This is a genomic window from Burkholderia sp. 4NA327C6, from assembly GCF_005502655.1.
Classification (GTDB): Bacteria; Pseudomonadota; Gammaproteobacteria; order Burkholderiales; family Burkholderiaceae; genus Burkholderia; species Burkholderia contaminans.
On record NZ_SCNZ01000086.1, the window covers coordinates 1 to 18,764 of the forward strand.

Annotated in this window: 20 protein-coding genes and 1 pseudogene; 13 read left to right on the forward strand and 8 right to left on the reverse strand. The window is 64.6% G+C overall.

Features of this window, described 5'->3' with window-relative positions:
• On the reverse strand, positions 1-212 hold a 212-nt coding region (locus tag FFS49_RS40440; protein WP_283204871.1), incomplete at its 3' end, for an acetyl-coenzyme A synthetase N-terminal domain-containing protein.
• A gap of 317 nt (positions 213-529) precedes the next feature.
• On the opposite strand from FFS49_RS40440, the gene FFS49_RS40450 reads away from it, so the two are divergent.
• From FFS49_RS40450 to FFS49_RS40490, 9 genes are all read left to right on the forward strand, one after another.
• On the forward strand, positions 530-1,423 hold the full coding sequence (locus tag FFS49_RS40450; protein WP_105816167.1) for a DMT family transporter: 894 nt from the start codon (positions 530-532) through the stop codon (positions 1,421-1,423).
• A gap of 113 nt (positions 1,424-1,536) precedes the next feature.
• Positions 1,537-2,160 carry a TIGR00645 family protein gene (locus FFS49_RS40455; RefSeq protein WP_105816166.1) on the forward strand — a complete coding sequence of 208 codons (624 nt, stop codon included), beginning with the start codon at positions 1,537-1,539 and terminating at the stop codon, positions 2,158-2,160.
• Between the two features lie 33 nt (positions 2,161-2,193).
• The gene (locus tag FFS49_RS40460; protein ID WP_089440623.1) at positions 2,194-3,717 is read left to right on the forward strand and encodes a fumarate hydratase; all 1,524 of its coding nucleotides are present in this window, start codon (positions 2,194-2,196) and stop codon (positions 3,715-3,717) included.
• A gap of 194 nt (positions 3,718-3,911) precedes the next feature.
• Entirely contained in the window at positions 3,912-4,388 is a 477-nt protein-coding gene (bfr, locus tag FFS49_RS40465) for a bacterioferritin (RefSeq protein ID WP_039370101.1), read from the forward strand.
• 39 nt (positions 4,389-4,427) lie between these two features.
• Positions 4,428-5,288 (forward strand): glutamate racemase, encoded by an 861-nt coding sequence (gene murI, locus FFS49_RS40470; RefSeq protein ID WP_105816165.1) that lies wholly within the window; start codon positions 4,428-4,430, stop codon positions 5,286-5,288.
• A gap of 151 nt (positions 5,289-5,439) precedes the next feature.
• Entirely contained in the window at positions 5,440-5,676 is a 237-nt protein-coding gene (locus FFS49_RS40475; RefSeq protein ID WP_039370093.1) for a (2Fe-2S)-binding protein, read from the forward strand.
• A gap of 218 nt (positions 5,677-5,894) precedes the next feature.
• Positions 5,895-6,626 (forward strand): energy transducer TonB, encoded by a 732-nt coding sequence (locus tag FFS49_RS40480; protein ID WP_105816164.1) that lies wholly within the window; start codon positions 5,895-5,897, stop codon positions 6,624-6,626.
• Between the two features lie 36 nt (positions 6,627-6,662).
• Positions 6,663-7,394, forward strand: coding sequence for a MotA/TolQ/ExbB proton channel family protein (locus FFS49_RS40485; protein ID WP_027786895.1), 732 nt, complete (start codon positions 6,663-6,665; stop codon positions 7,392-7,394).
• A gap of 13 nt (positions 7,395-7,407) precedes the next feature.
• Positions 7,408-7,836 (forward strand): biopolymer transporter ExbD, encoded by a 429-nt coding sequence (locus FFS49_RS40490; RefSeq protein ID WP_039370086.1) that lies wholly within the window; start codon positions 7,408-7,410, stop codon positions 7,834-7,836.
• 418 nt (positions 7,837-8,254) lie between these two features.
• On the opposite strand, the gene FFS49_RS40495 is transcribed toward FFS49_RS40490, so the two are convergent.
• Positions 8,255-9,229, reverse strand: a complete 975-nt coding sequence (locus tag FFS49_RS40495; protein ID WP_039370083.1) for a LysR family transcriptional regulator — start codon at positions 9,227-9,229, stop codon at positions 8,255-8,257.
• 122 nt (positions 9,230-9,351) lie between these two features.
• On the opposite strand from FFS49_RS40495, the gene FFS49_RS40500 reads away from it, so the two are divergent.
• The 3 genes from FFS49_RS40500 (at position 9,352) to FFS49_RS40510 (ending at position 11,197) form a co-directional block, all read left to right on the forward strand.
• Positions 9,352-10,224, forward strand: a complete 873-nt coding sequence (locus FFS49_RS40500; RefSeq protein ID WP_105816163.1) for a pirin family protein — start codon at positions 9,352-9,354, stop codon at positions 10,222-10,224.
• A 99-nt stretch (positions 10,225-10,323) separates the two neighbouring features.
• Positions 10,324-10,806, forward strand: a complete 483-nt coding sequence (locus FFS49_RS40505) for an SRPBCC family protein (protein ID WP_105816162.1) — start codon at positions 10,324-10,326, stop codon at positions 10,804-10,806.
• Between the two features lie 139 nt (positions 10,807-10,945).
• Entirely contained in the window at positions 10,946-11,197 is a 252-nt protein-coding gene (locus FFS49_RS40510) for a hemin uptake protein HemP (protein ID WP_039370075.1), read from the forward strand.
• A gap of 272 nt (positions 11,198-11,469) precedes the next feature.
• Here the strand turns inward: FFS49_RS40510 and FFS49_RS40515 are convergent, their stop codons facing one another.
• The 5 genes from FFS49_RS40515 to uvrB all read right to left on the reverse strand — a co-directional run bounded on the left by FFS49_RS40515 (position 11,470) and on the right by uvrB (position 17,015).
• A complete protein-coding gene (locus tag FFS49_RS40515) occupies positions 11,470-12,867 on the reverse strand; it encodes a 4Fe-4S binding protein (RefSeq protein WP_105816161.1) in 1,398 nt (465 codons plus the stop codon).
• Positions 12,864-13,706 carry an FTR1 family protein gene (locus FFS49_RS40520; protein ID WP_027784952.1) on the reverse strand — a complete coding sequence of 281 codons (843 nt, stop codon included), beginning with the start codon at positions 13,704-13,706 and terminating at the stop codon, positions 12,864-12,866. The genes FFS49_RS40515 and FFS49_RS40520 overlap by 4 nt, the downstream gene beginning before the upstream one ends.
• 58 nt (positions 13,707-13,764) lie before the next feature.
• On the reverse strand, positions 13,765-14,097 hold the full coding sequence (locus FFS49_RS40525; RefSeq protein WP_046546132.1) for a cupredoxin domain-containing protein: 333 nt from the start codon (positions 14,095-14,097) through the stop codon (positions 13,765-13,767).
• A 55-nt stretch (positions 14,098-14,152) separates the two neighbouring features.
• A complete protein-coding gene (locus FFS49_RS40530; RefSeq protein ID WP_039370067.1) occupies positions 14,153-14,704 on the reverse strand; it encodes an iron transporter in 552 nt (183 codons plus the stop codon).
• A 220-nt stretch (positions 14,705-14,924) separates the two neighbouring features.
• Positions 14,925-17,015 (reverse strand): excinuclease ABC subunit UvrB, encoded by a 2,091-nt coding sequence (uvrB, locus tag FFS49_RS40535; protein ID WP_039370063.1) that lies wholly within the window; start codon positions 17,013-17,015, stop codon positions 14,925-14,927.
• Between the two features lie 267 nt (positions 17,016-17,282).
• On the opposite strand from uvrB, the gene FFS49_RS40545 reads away from it, so the two are divergent.
• Entirely contained in the window at positions 17,283-18,482 is a 1,200-nt protein-coding gene (locus FFS49_RS40545) for an amino acid aminotransferase (RefSeq protein WP_039370061.1), read from the forward strand.
• Between the two features lie 117 nt (positions 18,483-18,599).
• Here the strand turns inward: FFS49_RS40545 and FFS49_RS40550 are convergent.
• A pseudogene (locus FFS49_RS40550) lies at positions 18,600-18,764 on the reverse strand (3-hydroxybutyrate dehydrogenase); the annotation flags it as partial.

An 18,764-nucleotide genomic window follows, 5' to 3' on the forward strand; every position in this document is an offset into this window, starting at 1 on the left:
GGCGGGTTGGACTCGTCGAGCACTGTCGTGAACGGCTTGTGCCACGCCAGACCCTCGCGCGCGAGACGCGCCCAGAATCCTTCGTAATCGTTTTCGGCTTCGGCGGCGAGCGCGCGATAGGCCGGCATGCCGGAAATGGTCGCCGCCTGTTCGAGCGCCGCGGGCGGCGCAAACTGACGGGTTTCGTGAAGAACCGATTCAATCGCAGACATCGACTACCCCTTGGTGAACATGAATCCTCTGCATGGCGGCGCGATCGTGCGCGCCGCGCGTCTTGGCCGGCGCAAGCGCGCCGCTGTCTCCTACCCACCACCCGCGCACGGCCCAAAGGCCGCTGCGCGATGCTGCGCCGCACCACGTCACACGATGGCGACCGGGCGACCCGACAGTTTCCACAATAAGCGCTCGAACTTACCCGTCACTTACGCGGCACGGCCGTTTCGCCCGCCGGGCGGCGCCCGCTTGCAGCTTTACGCTGTAACGAGCGCGACCCTACAATCCTAACTGAACTCGCCTTCCGGATTCCAGCTTGAATCGCTACGCTTTCTTTCTCGTGCTGTCGATGCTGTTCGTCGGCAGCAATGTCGGTATCGGTAAATCGATCGTCGTCTTCGTTCCCGTCGCCATCCTTGCCACGCTGCGCTTCGTGATCGCGATCGCCGTGCTGTGGCCGCTGTTCAGCCCGGTGAAAATGCGCAAGGTCAAGCGCGGCGAATGGCTGAACCTGTTCCTGCAGGCGTTCTTCGGCACCTTCATGTTCACGCTGCTGATGCTGAACGGTGTGCAGCGCACGAGCGCGGTCGCGGCCGGTGTGATCACCAGCACGATCCCTGCGATCGTCGCGCTGTTCGCGTGGCTGATCCTGCGTGAAAAACCGAACGGCCGTGCGCTCGTGTCGATCGCACTCGCGATCGCCGGCGTCGTGACGATCAACCTCGCGAACGGCAGCGCGGCCGGGCACGGCGCGTCGTCGCTGACCGGCAACCTGCTGATCCTCGGCGCCGTGTGCTGCGAATCGATCTACGTGATCCTGTCGCGCCGCCTCACGCAGACGCTCGCGCCGATCGACATCTGCGCGTACACGCACCTGTTCGGCCTGTGCCTGATGCTGCCGCTTGGCGCGACCGCCATGTGGCATTTCGATTACGCGAGCGTGCCGGCCGGCACCTGGGCGCTCGTCGTCTGGTATGGCCTGTCGGCCAGCATCTTCTCGTTCTGGCTGTGGATGAAAGGCATCCGGCACGTGCCGGGCAGCCTCGCCGGCGTGTTCAGCGCGGTGCTGCCGGTCGCCGCCGCCGCGTATGGCATCGCGTTCCTCGGCGAGCGCCCCACGCTCGCGCACGGCATTGCGCTCGCGTGCGTGGTCACCGGCATCGTGCTGGCCAGCCTGCGCGTGAAACGCGTGCCGGCCGCCGCCTCCTGATCCGTCCCCGGCAGTGTCGGCGCGTCGCTGCAGTCGCGCCGGCCGACGCGTTACAATAGCGCGCCTTTTCAAGATTACCCCCGATACCAGCGCATCGCGCCCGACTGTCCACCATGCCTGCCCCGCATTCGCCCGGCCGCCCCGCGCGTCGCCCGCTTCGCCCGCTTCCTGCGCTGATTTTCATGAGCCGCTGGCTCCAGGTTCCGCTCTACCTCGGCCTGATCGTTGCGCAGGCCGTCTATGTGTTCCTGTTCCTGAAGGAAGTCTGGCACCTGCTGTCGCATGCAACGAGCCTCGACGAAATCAGCGTGATGCTCGCGGTGCTCGGCCTGATCGACGTGGTGATGATCTCGAACCTGCTGATCATGGTGATCGTCGGCGGTTACGAAACGTTCGTGTCGCGCCTCGGCATCGAGGGCCACCCCGACGAGCCCGAGTGGCTCGACCACGTGAACGCTGGCGTGCTGAAGGTCAAGCTGTCGATGGCGCTGATCAGCATTTCGTCGATCCACCTGCTGAAGACCTTCATCAACCCCGACCAGCACACGACGCACGCGATCATGTGGCAGGTGATCATCCACGTGTCGTTCCTGGTGTCGGCGCTCGTGATGGCGTGGGTCGACCGCCTGACGACGCATACGCACCCGGCCCATTTCCACGAGCCGCACGCCCACGGCGCGCACGCGCCCGCGGCTAACGAGCCCCGCAAGCCGGCCGACGCAGCCGTCAATGCATAACGCATTCCCCACTGTCCTCACAGAGTCTCAGCCATGACCGTCATCAAACAGGAAGACCTGATCCAGAGCATCGCGGATTCGCTGCAGTACATCAGCTACTACCATCCGCTCGACTACATCCAGGCCCTCGGCCGCGCGTACGAGCTGGAAGAAAGCCCGGCCGCGAAGGATGCGATCGCGCAGATCCTCACGAACAGCCGCATGTGCGCGGAAGGCCGCCGCCCGATCTGCCAGGACACCGGCATCGTCACGATCTTCGTGAAGGTCGGCATGGACGTGCGCTGGGACGGCGCGACGATGGGCTTGACCGACATGATCAACGAAGGCGTGCGCCGTGGTTACACGCACCCGGACAACGTGCTGCGCGCATCGATCGTCAATCCTCCGGAAGGCGCCCGCAAGAACACGAAGGACAACACGCCGGCCGTGATCCACTACGAGATCGTGCCGGGCGACAAGGTCGACGTGCAGGTCGCGGCGAAGGGCGGCGGCTCGGAGAACAAGTCGAAGTTCGTGATGCTGAACCCGTCCGACTCGATCGTCGACTGGGTGCTGAAGACGGTCCCGACGATGGGCGCGGGCTGGTGCCCGCCCGGCATGCTGGGGATCGGTATCGGCGGCACCGCCGAAAAGGCGATGCTGATGGCGAAGGAATCGCTGATGGAGCCGATCGACATCCAGGAAATCATCGCGCGCGGCCCGAAGGACTGGGTCGAGGAACTGCGCGTCGAACTGCACGAGAAGGTCAACGCGCTCGGTATCGGCGCCCAGGGCCTCGGCGGCCTCGCAACGGTGCTCGACGTGAAGATCATGGCGGCACCGACGCACGCGGCATCGAAGCCGGTCGCGCTGATCCCGAACTGCGCGGCGACGCGCCACGCGCACTTCGTGCTCGACGGCTCGGGCCCGGCCAAGCTTGAAGCGCCTTCGCTCGATGCGTGGCCGAAGGTCAACTGGGAACCGAACACGGAAACCAGCAAGCGCGTCGACCTGAACACGCTGACGCCGGAAGAAGTCGCGAGCTGGACGCCGGGCCAGACGCTGCTGCTGTCGGGCAAGATGCTCACGGGCCGCGACGCCGCGCACAAGCGCATCGCCGACATGCTCGCGAAGGGCGAGAAGCTGCCGGTCGACTTCACGAACCGCGTGATCTACTACGTCGGCCCGGTCGATCCGGTCCGCGACGAAGTGGTCGGCCCGGCAGGCCCGACGACGGCCACGCGCATGGACAAGTTCACCGAGACGATGCTCGCGCAAACCGGCCTGATCTCGATGGTCGGCAAGGCCGAGCGCGGCCCGGTCGCGATCGACGCGATCAAGAAGCACAAGGCGGCCTACCTGATGGCCGTCGGCGGTGCGGCTTACCTCGTGTCGAAGGCGATCCGCGGCGCGAAGGTGCTCGCGTTCGAAGACCTCGGCATGGAAGCGATCTACGAGTTCGACGTACAGGACATGCCGGTGACGGTCGCCGTCGATTCGTCGGGCACGTCGGTGCACCAGACCGGTCCGAAGGAGTGGCAGGCGAAGATCGGCAAGATCCCGGTCGCAACCGCTTAAGCGCGATCGAACGAAAGGCCGGACGCGAGTCCGGCCTTTTTACTTCTCATTCTCATTATTGCGTGCGGCCGATTGTTCGAGGCTGATTCTCATTACACGCAAAAGCCAGGCCCGGCAAGGCTTTGAGGCTTGGCTTTTCTCGTTCGAGCGATTATCGTTCGGTTTCTGAAGCCCCACTGAACAAGGAACAAGCCATGCAAGGCGACAAGAAAGTCATCGAATACCTGAACGCCCAGTTGAAGAATGAACTCACGGCGATCAACCAGTACTTCCTGCATGCGCGCATGTACAAGCACTGGGGCCTCGAGAAGCTCGGCAAGCACGAGTACGACGAGTCGATCGGCGAAATGAAGCATGCCGACTGGCTGATCGAGCGCGTCTTCATGCTCGACGGCCTGCCGAACCTGCAGGATCTGCACAAGCTGCTCGTCGGCGAGGAAACCGAAGAGATCCTGAAGTGCGACCTGAAGCTCGAACAGATCTCGCAGTCCACCTGCAAGGAAGCGATCGCCTACTGCGAATCGGTTCGCGACTACGTGTCGCGCGAGATCTTCGAAAAGATCCTCGACGACACCGAAGAGCACATCGACTGGCTGGAAACGCAGATCGACCTGATCGGCAAGGTCGGCCTGCAGAACTACCAGCAAACGATGATGGGCACGCCGGAGTAAACTCGCTCCACGCTTCCCGCTACCGCCTCCAGCCCGTTCATGTCGACACCTTCCGTCATTCCTGCGACGCCCACGGCCGTCGCGCCCATCGGCATCTTCGATTCGGGGCTGGGCGGACTGTCGGTGCTGCGCGCCGTGCGCGCGCAGTTGCCCGACGAATCGTTCATCTACGTCGCCGATTCGCACCATGCGCCGTACGGCCCGCGCGATGAGGCGTTCATCACGGAACGCACGCTGGCAATCGGCGAGTGGCTGGCCCGCGAAGGGGCGAAAGCGCTCGTCATCGCCTGCAACACCGCGACCGCGCGCGCGATCGCCACGGTCCGCGAGCACCTGTCGATACCGCTCGTCGGCGTCGAGCCGGGCATCAAGCCGGCCGCCGCCCTGTCCGCGAGCGGCGTCGCCGGCGTCCTCGCCACGCAGTCGACGCTGAACAGCCCGCGCTTCCAGGCGCTGCTCGACCGCTACGGCGCCGGCCGCCGCTTCATCTGCCAGCCCGGCCACGGGCTCGTCGAAGCCATCGAGCGCGGTGATACGAATTCGCCCGCGTTGCGCGCGTTGCTCGACAGCTACCTGCAACCGATGCTCGACGACGGCGCCGATACGCTGGTACTCGGCTGCACGCATTACCCGTTCTTCGCGGAAACGATTCGTGACCTTGTGGGCGACCGCATGACGCTCGTCGACACCAGCGACGCGATCGCGCGCCAGCTCGTGCGGGTGCTCGACGAACGCAACCTGCGCGCACCGGCCGGCACGCGCGCGGCACCGCCCCGCTTCTGCTCGACCAGCGACGGCCGCCAGCTGCAGGTACTCGCATCGACGCTGCTCGGCCTCGCCGCACCGGTCGAATCCGTCACCATTTCCTCGCCCAACGCGCACGCCTGCGCGACCGCCTGACACCGGCCGGCACGCCCTGTTCTGCGTGCCGCCGCACCTCCCCCGCCGTTTCAAGGGTCCGATGACCTTAAAAAAAGCCCGACCCAGGCTTGTCAACACCCGCAAATTTAATGATAATAATTCGCATTAACGTTAGCTATCGCAACTCACCATGATCGTCTGCGTGTGCAAGTCTGTTTCCGATCGCAAGATTCGCGCGTCCCTCGCAGAGGGCGTGAACTCTTTCGATGAACTCCAGTTCGAGCTTGGCGTGGCCACGTGCTGCGGCAAGTGCGAGGAGTCCGTACGCGACCTCATGGCCGAACAGGGCGTCTGCGCGAGCCGGTGCGGTGTCGAGCATCATGCTCACCCGATCCCGGTCACGTTCTACGAACGCAAGGCCGCCTGACCGGCGCCGAGTGTGCGCATGCGGCCCCGGCCGCATTTTTTGTTTTGACCGTCAGCAAGCCACCGTCTGCGCGAGCCAGCGGCTTACCTGCCAAGGAGCCTGTCATGGAATTGCTGATCGGATTTGTGACCACCGTTTGCATCTCGCTGCTGATCTTCCGCAAGTGATGCCGATTCACCCGCCGCGCCCCGGGTGCGACATCGTTCTTTCAAGCTAACATGCAGGCTTCGCATCTCGCTCCTGCCGGCGCCGTGCCGGCTGCATCACGTATGAATCCCCGAGTGATCGTCGTCGCGGTCGGTGTGCTTGCCGCACATGCGATCATGCTGACGGCCGCCTGGCTCCATCGCAACGCGCCGCCGCCGCCGAAGGAGATCGAGGTTCAGTCGATCACCGCGCAGCTCATTGCGCCTGCACCTCCCGCCCAGCCGGTCGCGGTCCAGTCGGCCGCGCAGCAGCCTGCACCGCCCAAGCCCACGCCGCGCGTGAAGCCGAAGGTCGAGCCGAAGCCGGTGCAGAAAGCGGTCCCGGCGCCTCAGCCCGTCTCGCAGGCACCGTCGCCGACGCCCGCGCCGGCAGCGGCCGATCCGACACCGGCTCCCGCCGCGCCGGCGCCAGCTGCACCGGCTGCGGCACCCGGCCCGGCGCGCGAGACGATGCAGGTCAGCGCGCCGAAGAACGTGTCGGCGCTCAGCTGCAATTTCGTCAAGCCGACTTATCCGTCGATGTCGCGCCGCCGCGGCGAAACGGGCACGGCCTATGTTCACTTCATCATCGGCGTGACCGGCAAGATCGAAAGCGTCCAGTTGCAGAAGAGCAGCGGCTACCCGCGTCTCGACGAAGCCGCGCTCGAGGCGACGCGCGCCAGCACCTGTCCGCCGTATATCGAGAACGGCCAGGCGATCCGTGCCGCCCATACGCTGCCCTTCAACTTCACGCTTGACGATTAACCCGTCATATTCGGTAGATTCAAAGGAAACAAGAAAATGCAAAGCTACGGTATCGCGCACGTCTGGGCGCAAGGTGATTTCGTCACGCGCGCCATCGCGATCACGCTGCTCGTGATGTCGGTCCTGTCGTGGATCGTGATCGTCATCAAGGGCTGGAACGTGATCCGCCTGAACCGCCTGACGAAGAACGCAGAACAGGCCTTCTGGCATTCGGACAACTTCGACGACGGCATCAAGAAGCTCGGTCTTGCCGCATCGACGCCGAACGACAACCCGTTCCTCGCGCTCGCGCTGTCGGGCAAGGAAGCGGCCGATCACCACCACCAGACGCAACCGCACCTGCACGACCGCATGGACGTGTCGGACTGGGTCACGCGCTGCCTGAAGGACACGATGGACGAAGGCATCTCGCGCATGCAGAGCGGTCTCGCGATCCTCGCGTCGGTCGGCAGCACGGCACCGTTCGTCGGCCTGTTCGGCACGGTCTGGGGCATCTACCACGCACTGCTCGCGATCGGCGCATCCGGCCAGACGTCGATCGACCAGGTCGCGGGCCCGGTCGGCGAATCGCTGATCATGACCGCCTTCGGCCTGTTCGTCGCGATTCCGGCCGTGCTCGGCTACAACGCACTCACCCGCGCGAACAAGGGTGTCGTCAGCAAGCTGCGCCGCTTCGCGCACGGTCTGCATGCGTACTTCGTGACGGGCGCGAGCCTTGCCTCGTCGTCGACGCGCGACGGCCTGCGTCTCGCGACGCGCGCCAGCTGAGGCGGGGTGAACCATGGCAATGAACACCGGCTTCAGCGACGATGACGACGATGCAGTGATGAGCGAGATCAACATGACGCCGCTCGTCGACGTCATGCTCGTACTCCTGATCATTTTCCTCGTGACGATCCCGGCGATGCAGCATGCGGTGAAGATCGACCTGCCGCACGCCAGCAGCCAGCCCGTCGACGAAAAGCCGCAGACGGTCGACGTCGCGATCCAGGGTGACGGCACGATCCTGTGGGACGACCACACGGTCACGCGCGCACAATTGCAGGAACGCATCGCGGAAGCGGCAAAACGCACGCCGCAACCCGAGTTGCACCTGCGTGCCGACCGCAAGGTCGCGTACGAACACGTCGCGGAAGTGATGTCGGATGCGCAGGCAGGCGGCCTGACGAAGCTCGGCTTCGTCACGGAGCCGGGCGCGAAAGCGAAGTAACGCGCGCACGTCTTGCGGTAACGCATCGCCACCAGTGCCTGGCCGGCCGCACCTCGCCGGCCGCACCTCGCCGGCCGCACCTCGCCGGCCGCACCCAAAGTAAAAGGCCTTCATCGCCAGATGAAGGCCTTTTTTCATGCGCACGCGGGCGCCTTCGGGCGGCGGGCTCTTTGGCGGTATCGGTTGCGCCTCGAGCAACGCAAATGCGACTCTGCCGTGGTCTGCACGGACTGCGCGTTCTGCCCTATCTGGCTCACAATATATGCGGCCACCTGACTTCGCTCAGAACTTCCTTCACGAAATGGGATTTCAATATAGGCCTGCGCGCACGCGCATTCAAGGTTCCGGCGATTGAAACTTGCGATTGCAGGCGACGCTTCAATGACAAAACAAATTTGCGTCGCCGTGCGCGTCGTGTTCAGGTCGCCGAAACATCGGCCGCCGCTTCCTTCTTCGCGCGTTCCGGGCACCCCGGATCCTTGTAGGCACCGTGATCGAGCTTCTCGACCAGGTAGTCGACGAACGCACGCACCGCGGGCGGCATCCCCTGCCGCGACACGAACACCGCATACAGTTGCGGCACCGGCAACGTCCAGCCCGGCATCACCGGCGACAGTTGCCCCGCGCGCAGCGCGTTGCCGTACATCATCTCCGGCAGTGCCGCGATGCCGAGGCCATCGAGCACGGCTTCACGGATCGTCATCAGGTCGGCCGTCACGAGCCGCGGGTCGTGTTCGTGTATGTGACGCGTTCCGTCCGGCGCGATCAGGTTGAACACGTGCCGCCCATCGACGCTCGGCGTATCGAGCGTCTCGAAGCCGCTCAGGTCGTCCGGTACCAGCGGCGGCGCATTCTGGCTCAGCAGGCTCGGCGCGCCGACCAGCATCTGCTCGGTGCGCCACAGCGGCCGCACGACGATGTTCGCGTTCTGCGGCGGCTCCGAGCGCACGCGCAGCGCGACGTCGATCGAATCCTCGAAGAGGTCGATCACGCGATTCGTCACGCGCACGTGCACCTTCACCTCGGGATAGCGACGCAGGAATTCGGGCAGGATGCGCGACAGCATCGTCTGCGACAGCGTCACGGGCACGCTGACGCGCACCGAGCCGCGTGGCGATGAGCGCAACTGCTGCACCGCGTTCATCGCCGCCTGCGCTTCCGCCAGCATCGCCTGGCAATGCTGGTAGAACAGCTCCCCCGCCTCGGTCAGCGCGAGCTTGCGTGTGGAGCGCTGCAGCAGGCGCACGCCGAGCGCCGCCTCGAGTTCGGTCAGGCGCCGCGACAGGCGCGATTTCGAGATGCCCAGCACGCGCTCCGCGGCCGAGAAACCGCCATGTTCGACGACCTGCGAAAAGTACATGAGGTCGTTCAGGTTATGTGCATCGATATTCATCTCATCGTTCCATTTTCAGAACAATCCATTGCGAACCGTCGCGAATCGAACGGTAAAACGCCCAATATAATAGCGCTATGTTTCAAAAATAACGCTATTCCGATCATTTCGAGGGTATCCGCATGACGACCGCTCGCTCGCTTGACCGCACCTACCCCGCGCTTCGCACGACCGAAGGCGGCGGCTTTGTGGTTCATCGTCCGTTCCCGACCCGGCTGCTGATGGATTTCGATCCGTTCCTGCTGCTCGACGAAATGGGCCCCGTCGACTACGCGCCCGGCGAAGCCAAGGGCGCCCCCGACCATCCGCATCGCGGCTTCGAGACCGTGACCTACGCGCTCGACGGGCGCTTCCGCCATCGCGACTCGTCCGGCCATACCGGCACGCTCGGCCCGGGCGACGTGCAATGGATGACGGCGGGCGCCGGCGTCGTGCACAGCGAGATGCCGGATCCGGAATTCGCGCAGGCGGGCGGTCGCTCCCACGGTTTCCAGCTGTGGGTCAACCTGCCGCGCCGCGACAAGCTGATCGCGCCGCGCTACCAGGAGATCCCCGCCGACCGCATCCCGACCGCCACCTCGCCTGACGGCCGCGCGCGGGTGCGCGTGATCGCAGGCGAAGCGTTCGGCGTCCGCGCCGCGATCGAGACACGTACACCGATCCTCTATCAGCATTTCACGCTGCAGCCGGGCGCCACGGTCACGCAGACCGTTCCGGCAGGCTATCGCGTGTTCGCCTATCCGATCGACGGAACGGGCCTCTACGGGCTCGCCAGGCAGGCGGTCGACGCACGACACATGGTCGTGTACTGCGATGACGGCGACACGGTCTCGTTCGCTGCCGGCGACACGTCGCTCGACCTGCTGCTGATCGGCGGCGTGCCGCTCAACGAGCCGATCGTCCGCTACGGCCCGTTCGTGATGAACACCGAGGAAGAGATCCGGCAGGCGGTCGTCGACTATCAGTCCGGTCGCATGGGGCGCATCGAAGCATGACGCACGGACGGGCGCGCACGTGCCGCGAAACCGCCCGTTTTGCGTCACAATGACTTCTTGAACCACGTGGCCGCCCGCCACCAGAAGGAACCCGTCCCCTTGAACTTCGAACATCTGATCCAGATCAATTCCGACGATCCGGCCGTGCCGATCCTCACCCGCGACCAGCTCTGGGAAGGTCTCGTGTTGCGCGCTGAGCAGCCGCAACTGTTCGTGCTCGGTCTCGACAGCTGTGTCGTCCACGAACGGACGGACACGACGCTAGAACGTGAGCTGCACTACGGTCACGCGACCGTGCGCGACCACGTCACGTTCACGCCGAACCAGCAGGTTCGCTACGACATCCTCGCCGCCGATGGCGAGATCGGCGGCTCGCTGACGATGACGATCGAGGAACGCGACGACCACGAACTGTTCCTGCGTTTCGAATACCGCACGACGCTGGTCGTCACCGACGACAGCGAAGACGCGCGGCAGACACACGGGATCGTCAAGGAAGCGTACCGCACGTCGGATATCGACACGGTCCGCCTGATCCGCGAGTACGCGCAGGGCCGCAAGGACCCCGATCCGCTGCACTGAACCCGGTGGCGGCCTGCGGGGCCGCCCCTTTGAATCAAGCTATCGGGTTTGCCATTTCGATCGATAAAGAGTTTTTGTAAATGGGAATAGTTATCATTTAGAATTCATTCCATCGTATCGACAGTCACCGATCAACCGAATGACCGACACCATGCGCCCGACCCCGACCACGCTGACCTTGCGCCGCACGACCGGCACCGCGGGCAGCAGCCGTCAGAAGACGGCAGCGGTCACCACGCCGGCGAAGCCTGCCGGCAACCGCGAAGCAGGCACGCGGGTCGTCAGCAGCGATGCGCTGCTGCAAGGCCAAAGCCACGTCAGCATCGCGCATAACGGAGAGACCTATCAGTTGCGCGCCACACGGCTCGGCAAACTGATCCTGACGAAGTAACACAGAGTATTGTGGGGACCACCTCCCTGAGAGGTGTTGGGCAGTAGCCAGCGTAACGGCTTGCACGCGAGATCTAGACCCCTTCGTGCAAACACACTCAAGCAGCCGTTGCAGCAAGCCAAGCCACTTTTTTGGTTCTCGCACAAGGAAGAAAAAAAGCGACACGTCGAAGGACGTGTCGCTTTTCCGTTTGGGCGGCCCATGCGCGAAGCACGCCGCCCAGGTTCGCTACCGCGTCGATGCGTGACCGCCGAAGCGGCACGCGATCCGCTTCAGAACCCCCAGAACATCAACCACCATGCGCTGTCGATGACGGCAAGCCCGGCGGCGAACCACGCGAATGCCGCAAGCCGGCGCGGCCAGCCCGCATAGCGCCCCGTCACTTTCCACGCGAGCCACGCACTCCATGCGTTGGCGCCGACGAGGATCGCGATGCGCACATCGGTCGCCCAGCCGAGCGGCACATGCTCGGCACGCAGCAGCGACAGTGTCGTGGCCGACAGGCCAAGGAACACACCCGCGCCTGCAATCGGAATCAACGCCTGCGCAAGATGATGCAGCCGCACGCGATCGAAGCGGCCGAGCATCAGCGTCGCGCCGGCCAGCAGCACCAGCAGCGCCGTGCCGTACACGAGCCCCGTGCCGACGATGTAGCTGATGACCAGCCCGCCGTCGAGCCACGAGAACACGTCGTTGCGATCCGGATAGTGCGTGAGCAGGAACCACGGCGCATTCGTCTCGAGCGGCCACGTGATGTCATGGTCGATCAGCCAGCCCGCGAGCCATTGCTTGATCTCCACGAACCACGGGCTGACGGTCCAGTGGAACGCACCGATCGCGACGCCGAGCAGGCCGTACAGGATCAGCGCGGTGTTCCACGGGTTCGCCTGCTGCGCGCCGAGGTTCACGACTTCGTCGGACGGCGAGCGCAACGACAGCGAGATCGCATCCCGGTGCCCGCTGCAGCGGCCGCACATGTGGCAGTCCGCCGCGCCCTTCATGTTGCGCAACGGCACGAGCGGCGCGCAGTTGATCGGAATCACGCGATGGCCATGCTCGCCGTTCTTGTACGACCGGCGCCATGCATCCTCGTCGACCTTGTAGCGCATTGGCGCGAGCCGCGCGAGCAGCCCGAACACACCGTTGACCGGGCACAGGTACTTGCACCACACGCGCTTCTCGCGGCCATACAGCAAGCCGATCACGATCGCACCGACGGTCGAGCCGCCGAGCACGAACAGCACCGCGAGCGGGTACTGGTACACGCTCACCATCTGCCCGTAGATCGTCGTGAGCCCGAACGCGACGAACGGCCAGCCGCCCCACCGCATCCAGCGCGGAATCGGGCCGCCGCGGCCGAACTTGCTCGCGAATTCGGTGAGCGCACCTTCCGGGCACAGCACGCCGCACCAGACACGGCCGAGCATCACCATCGACAGCAGCACGAACGGCCACCAGATGCCCCAGAACGTGAATTGCGCGATCAGCGTGAGGTTGTTCCACAGGTGCGCGGAGTCGTCCGGCAGCGGCAACACCGCCGGCACGATGATCAGGAACGCATAGACGGCGACGACGGCCCACTGGATGCCGCGGATCAACGCACCGTGGCGCTGCATCCATTGACCGGCCTGCGCGAGCCAGCCCTGCTTGGCTGCGGCGACAACGCTCATGCCGCGCGACCTGCCGCGACCGCCGGACGACGGCTCGCGCGCTTCATCAGCAGCCAGACCACCGCCCAGTACACCGCATACGCAACCAGGTTGGTCAACGCCGGGTGGGCACGATAGCCGGTAAGCGTGGCGACGAGCGAGCCGAACGTGCCCGAATCATCGAGGATCGCGGACGTGTCCCACACCTGCGAAATGCCGAGCGGCAGGATTTCCTTGTCGATCAGCTTGTCGACGCCGGTCTGGAACAGGCCTGCGCCGAGGAACAGCAGCATCACTTCGGTGACGCGGAAGAAATGCCGCCACGAGAAGTACTTGCCGCCGAGCTGAAGCAGATAGAACGTGAGGAACGCGAGGCCGAGACCGATCACGACCGCGAGCATCTGGCTGCCGTCGACGTGACCCGACTGGCCGAAACCGAGACCGTACAGGAAGATCACCGTCTCGCTGCCTTCGCGCGCGATCGCGAGCGCGACCAGCACCGCGACGCCCCACCAGTTCGAATCGCGCGTGCTCTGCTGTAGCGATTGCTCCATGTCGCGCTTCAGCGTGCGGCCGTGCCGGCGCATCCACAGCACCATCTGCACGATCAGCACGCATGCGATCAGCACCATGGCGGTCTGGAAGTAGTCCTGCGCGTCGCCGGACAGCACTTCGGTGAAACCCACCAGTGCGGCACCGAGGCCGACAGCCATCAGCAAGCCGACACCGACGCCGGCCCAGAGAAAAGGCAGGCCGCGGCGCGCATCGTCGTCGCCGTTTTTCAGCCATGCATAGAGAATGCCGACGACGAGCAGCGCTTCGACGCTCTCCCGCCAGACGATGAACAAGATCTGACCCATCGATACCTCCTGACGCGCGGTACACCGGGCAGGTGCGCCCGCGCGCAGATAAAACGCATTACTTCGCGACGATCACGCCCTGCGCCTGCTGGTGGAAATCGTCGAAAAACTTGTATTCACCCGGCGACAACGGTGCGACGACCACGAACGAATCGGCGCCCGGCGCGAGCACCTTCTCCTTGCGCAGTTGCACGCTCTCGAATTCAGCGGCGCCCTTGCCGGTGTTCTTGATCTCGATCTTGAAACGCTGGCCGGCCGGCACTTCGATGCGGGCGGGATTCAGCTTGCCGTCCGTCATCTCAAGCTTGAACGTCGGCAGATCGGCGGCATACGCCGCGCCGGCAAGCCACAACGCAGCGGCTGCGGCCAAGACTTTCTGGGGAATTTTCATTCTGGATTCTCTACGCCGACGGCGCGCCGAAGCGCGCCGCCCGTCATGCCACCGATCAGTAACCGCCCTTCTTGCCGATACCGGCGAACGGGAAGTCGTATTCGAGGGTAATGGGCTTGAACCACGCGCCCACGCCCGTTTCCTTGTCGATGTGACGGCCGAACGCCATGTGGCCCGTCTGCATCGGCGGCTTGACGACCATCGTCAGGTGGTACTTGCCCGGGCCGTTCAGCTTCACGTTGTCGCCGTAGTGCGGGCCGTCGCTCGCGACCATGCCCATCAGGTCGCCTTCAGCCTTCCACTTCGCGTCGCCCTGCTTCGTCAGCTTGTACGTGACCTGCAGGTACGGCATCCAGTCGCCTTCCGCGAAACCCGTCGGGTTGTTCTTGACCGCGTGGATGTCTGCCTCGAGGTGGATGTCGGAATCCGACGCCTTGCGCATCATTCCTTCCGGGTCCATCGTGATCGGCTGCAGGTACACGGCGCCGATTTCCATGCCGCCCTGGATCTGCTGCTTGCCGATCGGATATTCGGCAGCCGAGGCCGACATCGCGGCAAGCGCCGCCGCTACCGCAACCGTCGTGCGGATGAACGAAGAACCCAACATGGACACTCCTTGTTATTTGATCTGGAACCATGTGGACCGGCCGCCAGGCCGCCCCACTGAAAACACTAACGCAACGAATAACGTTAATGCGAACAATTCTCAATAATTACGAAGTTTAGCACCGAACCTGTTTCGGAACAAACGGGGAGCCGTGTAAACCCCTGATCCGACAAGGCTTACAGGCTCTTTACCGAATGATTTCGGTGACGCTTGGAAAGGTTTACCGGCCGCCGTTGACGTGATCGCCGACGTTCGCGCCGAACACGCGCTCACGCAGCAGCGCAAGTTGGTCGCGGGTCGCGGCGGCCTTCTCGAACTCGAGGTTCTTAGCGTAGTCGGCCATCTGCTTCTCGAGGCGCTTGATTTCCTTGGCAAGCTGCTTTTCCGACATGTCCTCGAATTTCGCGCGCTGCTGCGCTTCCTTCAGCTCGGCGCGTGCCTCGTCCGCGTTGTAGACGCCGTCGATGATGTCCTTGATGCGCTTCACGACCCCGCGCGGCGTGATGCCCATCTTTTCGTTGTGCGCGATCTGCTTCGCACGGCGCCGCTCGGTCTCGCCGATCGCGCGCTTCATCGACTCGGTCATGTTGTCCGCGTAGAGGATCGCCTTACCGTTCACGTTCCGCGCCGCGCGGCCGATCGTCTGGATCAGCGAGCGCTCGGCGCGCAGGAAGCCCTCCTTGTCCGCGTCGAGGATCGCGACGAGCGACACCTCGGGAATGTCGAGCCCTTCCCGCAACAGGTTGATCCCGACCAGCACGTCGAACGTGCCGAGCCGCAGGTCGCGGATGATCTCGACGCGCTCGACCGTGTCGATGTCGCTGTGCAGGTAACGCACCTTGACCCCGTGATCGGCGAGAAACTCGGTGAGCTGCTCGGCCATGCGCTTCGTCAGCACGGTGATCAGCACGCGCTCCTCGGCCTTCACGCGCGCGTTGATCTCGGCCAGCACGTCGTCTACCTGCGAGCTCGCCGGCCGTACTTCGATTTCCGGATCGACAAGGCCCGTCGGCCGCACGACCTGTTCGGCGATCTGCCCGGTCACGCTCTTCTCGTAGTCGGCCGGCGTGGCCGACACGAATACGACCTGGCGCATCTTGCGTTCGAACTCGGGGAACTTGAGCGGCCGGTTGTCCAGCGCCGACGGCAGCCGAAACCCGTAGTTGACGAGGTTTTCCTTGCGCGCGCGGTCGCCGTTGTACATGCCGTTCAGCTGGCCGATCAGCACGTGCGATTCGTCGAGCAGCATCAGCGCATCGGGCGGCAGGTAGTCGACGAGGGTCGGCGGCGGGTCGCCGGGCGCCGCGCCCGAGAAATGCCGCGAGTAGTTCTCGATGCCCTTGCAGAAGCCGAGCTCCTGAAGCATCTCGAGATCGAAGCGCGTGCGCTGCTCGAGGCGCTGGGCCTCGACGAGCTTGCCGTCTCTGTGAAAGAACTCGAGCCGCTCGCGCAGTTCGTCCTTGATCGTCTCGACCGCGCGCATCACGGTGTCGCGCGGCGTCACGTAGTGCGACGACGGATACACGGTAAAGCGCGGGATCTTCTGCCGCACGCGGCCCGTCAGCGGGTCGAACAGCTGCAGCGTCTCGACCTCGTCGTCGAACAGTTCGACGCGCACGGCCAGCTCCGCGTGTTCGGCCGGGAAGATGTCGATCGTGTCGCCGCGCACGCGGAACGTGCCGCGCTGGAAATCCTGCTCGTTGCGCGTGTACTGCATCGCGATCAGCCGCGCGATCACGTCGCGCTGGCCGAGCTTGTCGCCGGCGCGCAGCGTCAGGATCATCTGGTGGTATTCGGACGGGTTGCCGATACCGTAGATCGCCGACACCGTCGCGACGATCACCACGTCGCGGCGCTCCATCAGGCTCTTCGTCGCCGACAGCCGCATCTGCTCGATGTGCTCGTTGATCGACGAGTCCTTCTCGATGAACAGGTCGCGCTGCGGCACATAGGCCTCGGGCTGGTAGTAGTCGTAGTACGAGACGAAGTACTCGACTGCATTGCGCGGGAAGAACTCGCGAAATTCCGAGTAGAGCTGAGCGGCGAGCGTCTTGTTCGGCGCGAACACGATCGCCGGGCGGCCGAGCCGCGCGATCGTGTTCGCCATCGTGAAGGTCTTGCCCGAGCCCGTCACGCCGAGCAGCGTCTGGAACGAGAGACCGTCCTCGACCCCTTCGACGAGCGTCTGGATCGCGGTCGGCTGGTCGCCTGCGGGCGGATACGGCTGATACAGCTGGAACGGCGACCCTTCGAAGGTCACGAATTTCGATTCGTCGAGCGCGTCGCCGGTTTCGGCTTTATGTTCGGACATGGAATGCGGCCGGAGCGAGGGCAAAGAAAGCATTCTAGCGCTTCGCGGCCTCGCGAACTGCTGCCGGCTCCTGACGCGCGACCGCCACCCGAAATCACGGTTCCCGGCCGAATTTCGCCGCCGAAACGCCGCCCCCGCCTGCGCGAATTCGCTACAATGTCAGGCTGCTGCGCTTTCCGGCGTCGTGCCTGCCCGCGCGCGGTCCATCCACCGCGCCCGCACCGCCCGTTGAAAGCCTGACCCTCTTTTCACTACTGCCGAATCATCATGTCGCTCTTCTCCGCTGTCCAGCTTGCTCCCCGCGACCCGATCCTGGGCCTGAACGAAGCCTTCAACGCCGATGCGCGTCCGACCAAGGTCAATCTCGGCGTCGGTGTGTACACGAACGAAGAAGGCAAGATTCCGCTGCTGCGCGCGGTTCGCGATGCGGAGAAGGCACGTGTCGAGGCCGGCCTGCCGCGTGGCTACCTGCCGATCGACGGTATCGCCGCCTACGATGCGGCCGTGCAGAAGCTGCTGCTCGGCAATGACTCGCCGCTGATCGCAGCCGGCCGCGTGGTCACGGCCCAGGCACTGGGCGGCACGGGTGCACTGAAGATCGGCGCCGATTTCCTGCGCACCCTGAACCCGAACGTGAAGGTCGCGATCAGCGATCCGAGCTGGGAAAACCACCGCGCGCTGTTCGAAGCAGCCGGCTTCGAAGTCGTCGCATACCCGTACTACGACGCCGCCACCAACGGCGTGAACTTCGATGGCATGCTGTCGGCACTCAACAGCTACGCGGCAGGCACGATCGTCGTGCTGCACGCGTGCTGCCACAACCCGACCGGCGTGGATCTGACCGAAGCGCAATGGCAACAGGTCGTCGACGTCGTGAAGGCACGCAACCTCGTGCCGTTCCTTGACATCGCCTACCAGGGCTTCGGCGAGAACATCGAGGCCGATGCTGCCGCGGTGCGCCTGTTTGCCGCAGCCGACCTGAACGCATTCGTGTCGTCGTCGTTCTCGAAGTCGTTCTCGCTGTACGGCGAGCGCGTCGGTGCACTGTCGATCATCACGTCGAGCAAGGAAGAAGCGACGCGCGTGCTGTCGCAACTGAAGCGCGTGATCCGCACGAACTACTCGAACCCGCCGACCCATGGCGGCGCCGTGGTCGCAGCAGTGCTCGCTTCGCCGGAACTGCACGCTTCGTGGGTGCAGGAACTCGGTGAAATGCGCGATCGCATCCGCGCAATGCGCAATGGTCTCGTCGAGCGCCTGAAGGCAAGCGGCGTCGATCGCGACTTCAGCTTCATCAACGAGCAGCGCGGGATGTTCTCGTATTCGGGCCTGACCTCGGCGCAAGTCGATCGCCTGCGCGACGAGTTCGGCATCTACGCAGTCGGCACGGGCCGGATCTGCGTCGCCGCACTGAACACGCGCAACCTCGACGCGGTCGCCAATGCGGTCGCAGCCGTCCTGAAGTAATGCAGCGAACGGGCGGCAGCCACCATCGGCCCCGCCCTGCCGCAATAAAAACGCGCTCCACGGAGCGCGTTTTTTTATGGCATGCGCGCGCGGGCAGCTACACCGCCCGCCCCCGCATCACTGCATGAACCAGCCGTGACTGACGACGACCGACTGGCCCGTGAGCGCGGCGCTCGGGAAGGCCGACAGGAACAGCACCGTCTGCGCGACGTCCTGAACGGTCGTGAACACGCCGTCGACCGTATTGCCGAGCATCACCTTCTTCACCACTTCCTCTTCGCT

Excerpts from the sequence above, each read along its gene's own strand:
- FFS49_RS40455 (WP_105816166.1), top strand. The coding sequence starts at position 1,537 with ATGCCTGCCCCGCATTCGCCCGGCCGCCCCGCGCGTCGCCCGCTTCGC.
- murI (WP_105816165.1), top strand. The coding sequence starts at position 4,428 with ATGTCGACACCTTCCGTCATTCCTGCGACGCCCACGGCCGTCGCGCCC.
- FFS49_RS40495 (WP_039370083.1), bottom strand. The coding sequence starts at position 9,229 with ATGAATATCGATGCACATAACCTGAACGACCTCATGTACTTTTCGCAG.
- FFS49_RS40480 (WP_105816164.1), top strand. The coding sequence starts at position 5,895 with ATGCAGGCTTCGCATCTCGCTCCTGCCGGCGCCGTGCCGGCTGCATCA.
- FFS49_RS40530 (WP_039370067.1), bottom strand. The coding sequence starts at position 14,704 with ATGTTGGGTTCTTCGTTCATCCGCACGACGGTTGCGGTAGCGGCGGCG.
- FFS49_RS40475 (WP_039370093.1), top strand. The coding sequence starts at position 5,440 with ATGATCGTCTGCGTGTGCAAGTCTGTTTCCGATCGCAAGATTCGCGCG.
- bfr (WP_039370101.1), top strand. The coding sequence starts at position 3,912 with ATGCAAGGCGACAAGAAAGTCATCGAATACCTGAACGCCCAGTTGAAG.
- FFS49_RS40510 (WP_039370075.1), top strand. The coding sequence starts at position 10,946 with ATGACCGACACCATGCGCCCGACCCCGACCACGCTGACCTTGCGCCGC.
- FFS49_RS40525 (WP_046546132.1), bottom strand. The coding sequence starts at position 14,097 with ATGAAAATTCCCCAGAAAGTCTTGGCCGCAGCCGCTGCGTTGTGGCTT.
- FFS49_RS40485 (WP_027786895.1), top strand. The coding sequence starts at position 6,663 with ATGCAAAGCTACGGTATCGCGCACGTCTGGGCGCAAGGTGATTTCGTC.
- uvrB (WP_039370063.1), bottom strand. The coding sequence starts at position 17,015 with ATGTCCGAACATAAAGCCGAAACCGGCGACGCGCTCGACGAATCGAAA.
- FFS49_RS40460 (WP_089440623.1), top strand. The coding sequence starts at position 2,194 with ATGACCGTCATCAAACAGGAAGACCTGATCCAGAGCATCGCGGATTCG.
- FFS49_RS40490 (WP_039370086.1), top strand. The coding sequence starts at position 7,408 with ATGGCAATGAACACCGGCTTCAGCGACGATGACGACGATGCAGTGATG.
- FFS49_RS40520 (WP_027784952.1), bottom strand. The coding sequence starts at position 13,706 with ATGGGTCAGATCTTGTTCATCGTCTGGCGGGAGAGCGTCGAAGCGCTG.
- FFS49_RS40545 (WP_039370061.1), top strand. The coding sequence starts at position 17,283 with ATGTCGCTCTTCTCCGCTGTCCAGCTTGCTCCCCGCGACCCGATCCTG.
- FFS49_RS40500 (WP_105816163.1), top strand. The coding sequence starts at position 9,352 with ATGACGACCGCTCGCTCGCTTGACCGCACCTACCCCGCGCTTCGCACG.
- FFS49_RS40515 (WP_105816161.1), bottom strand. The coding sequence starts at position 12,867 with ATGAGCGTTGTCGCCGCAGCCAAGCAGGGCTGGCTCGCGCAGGCCGGT.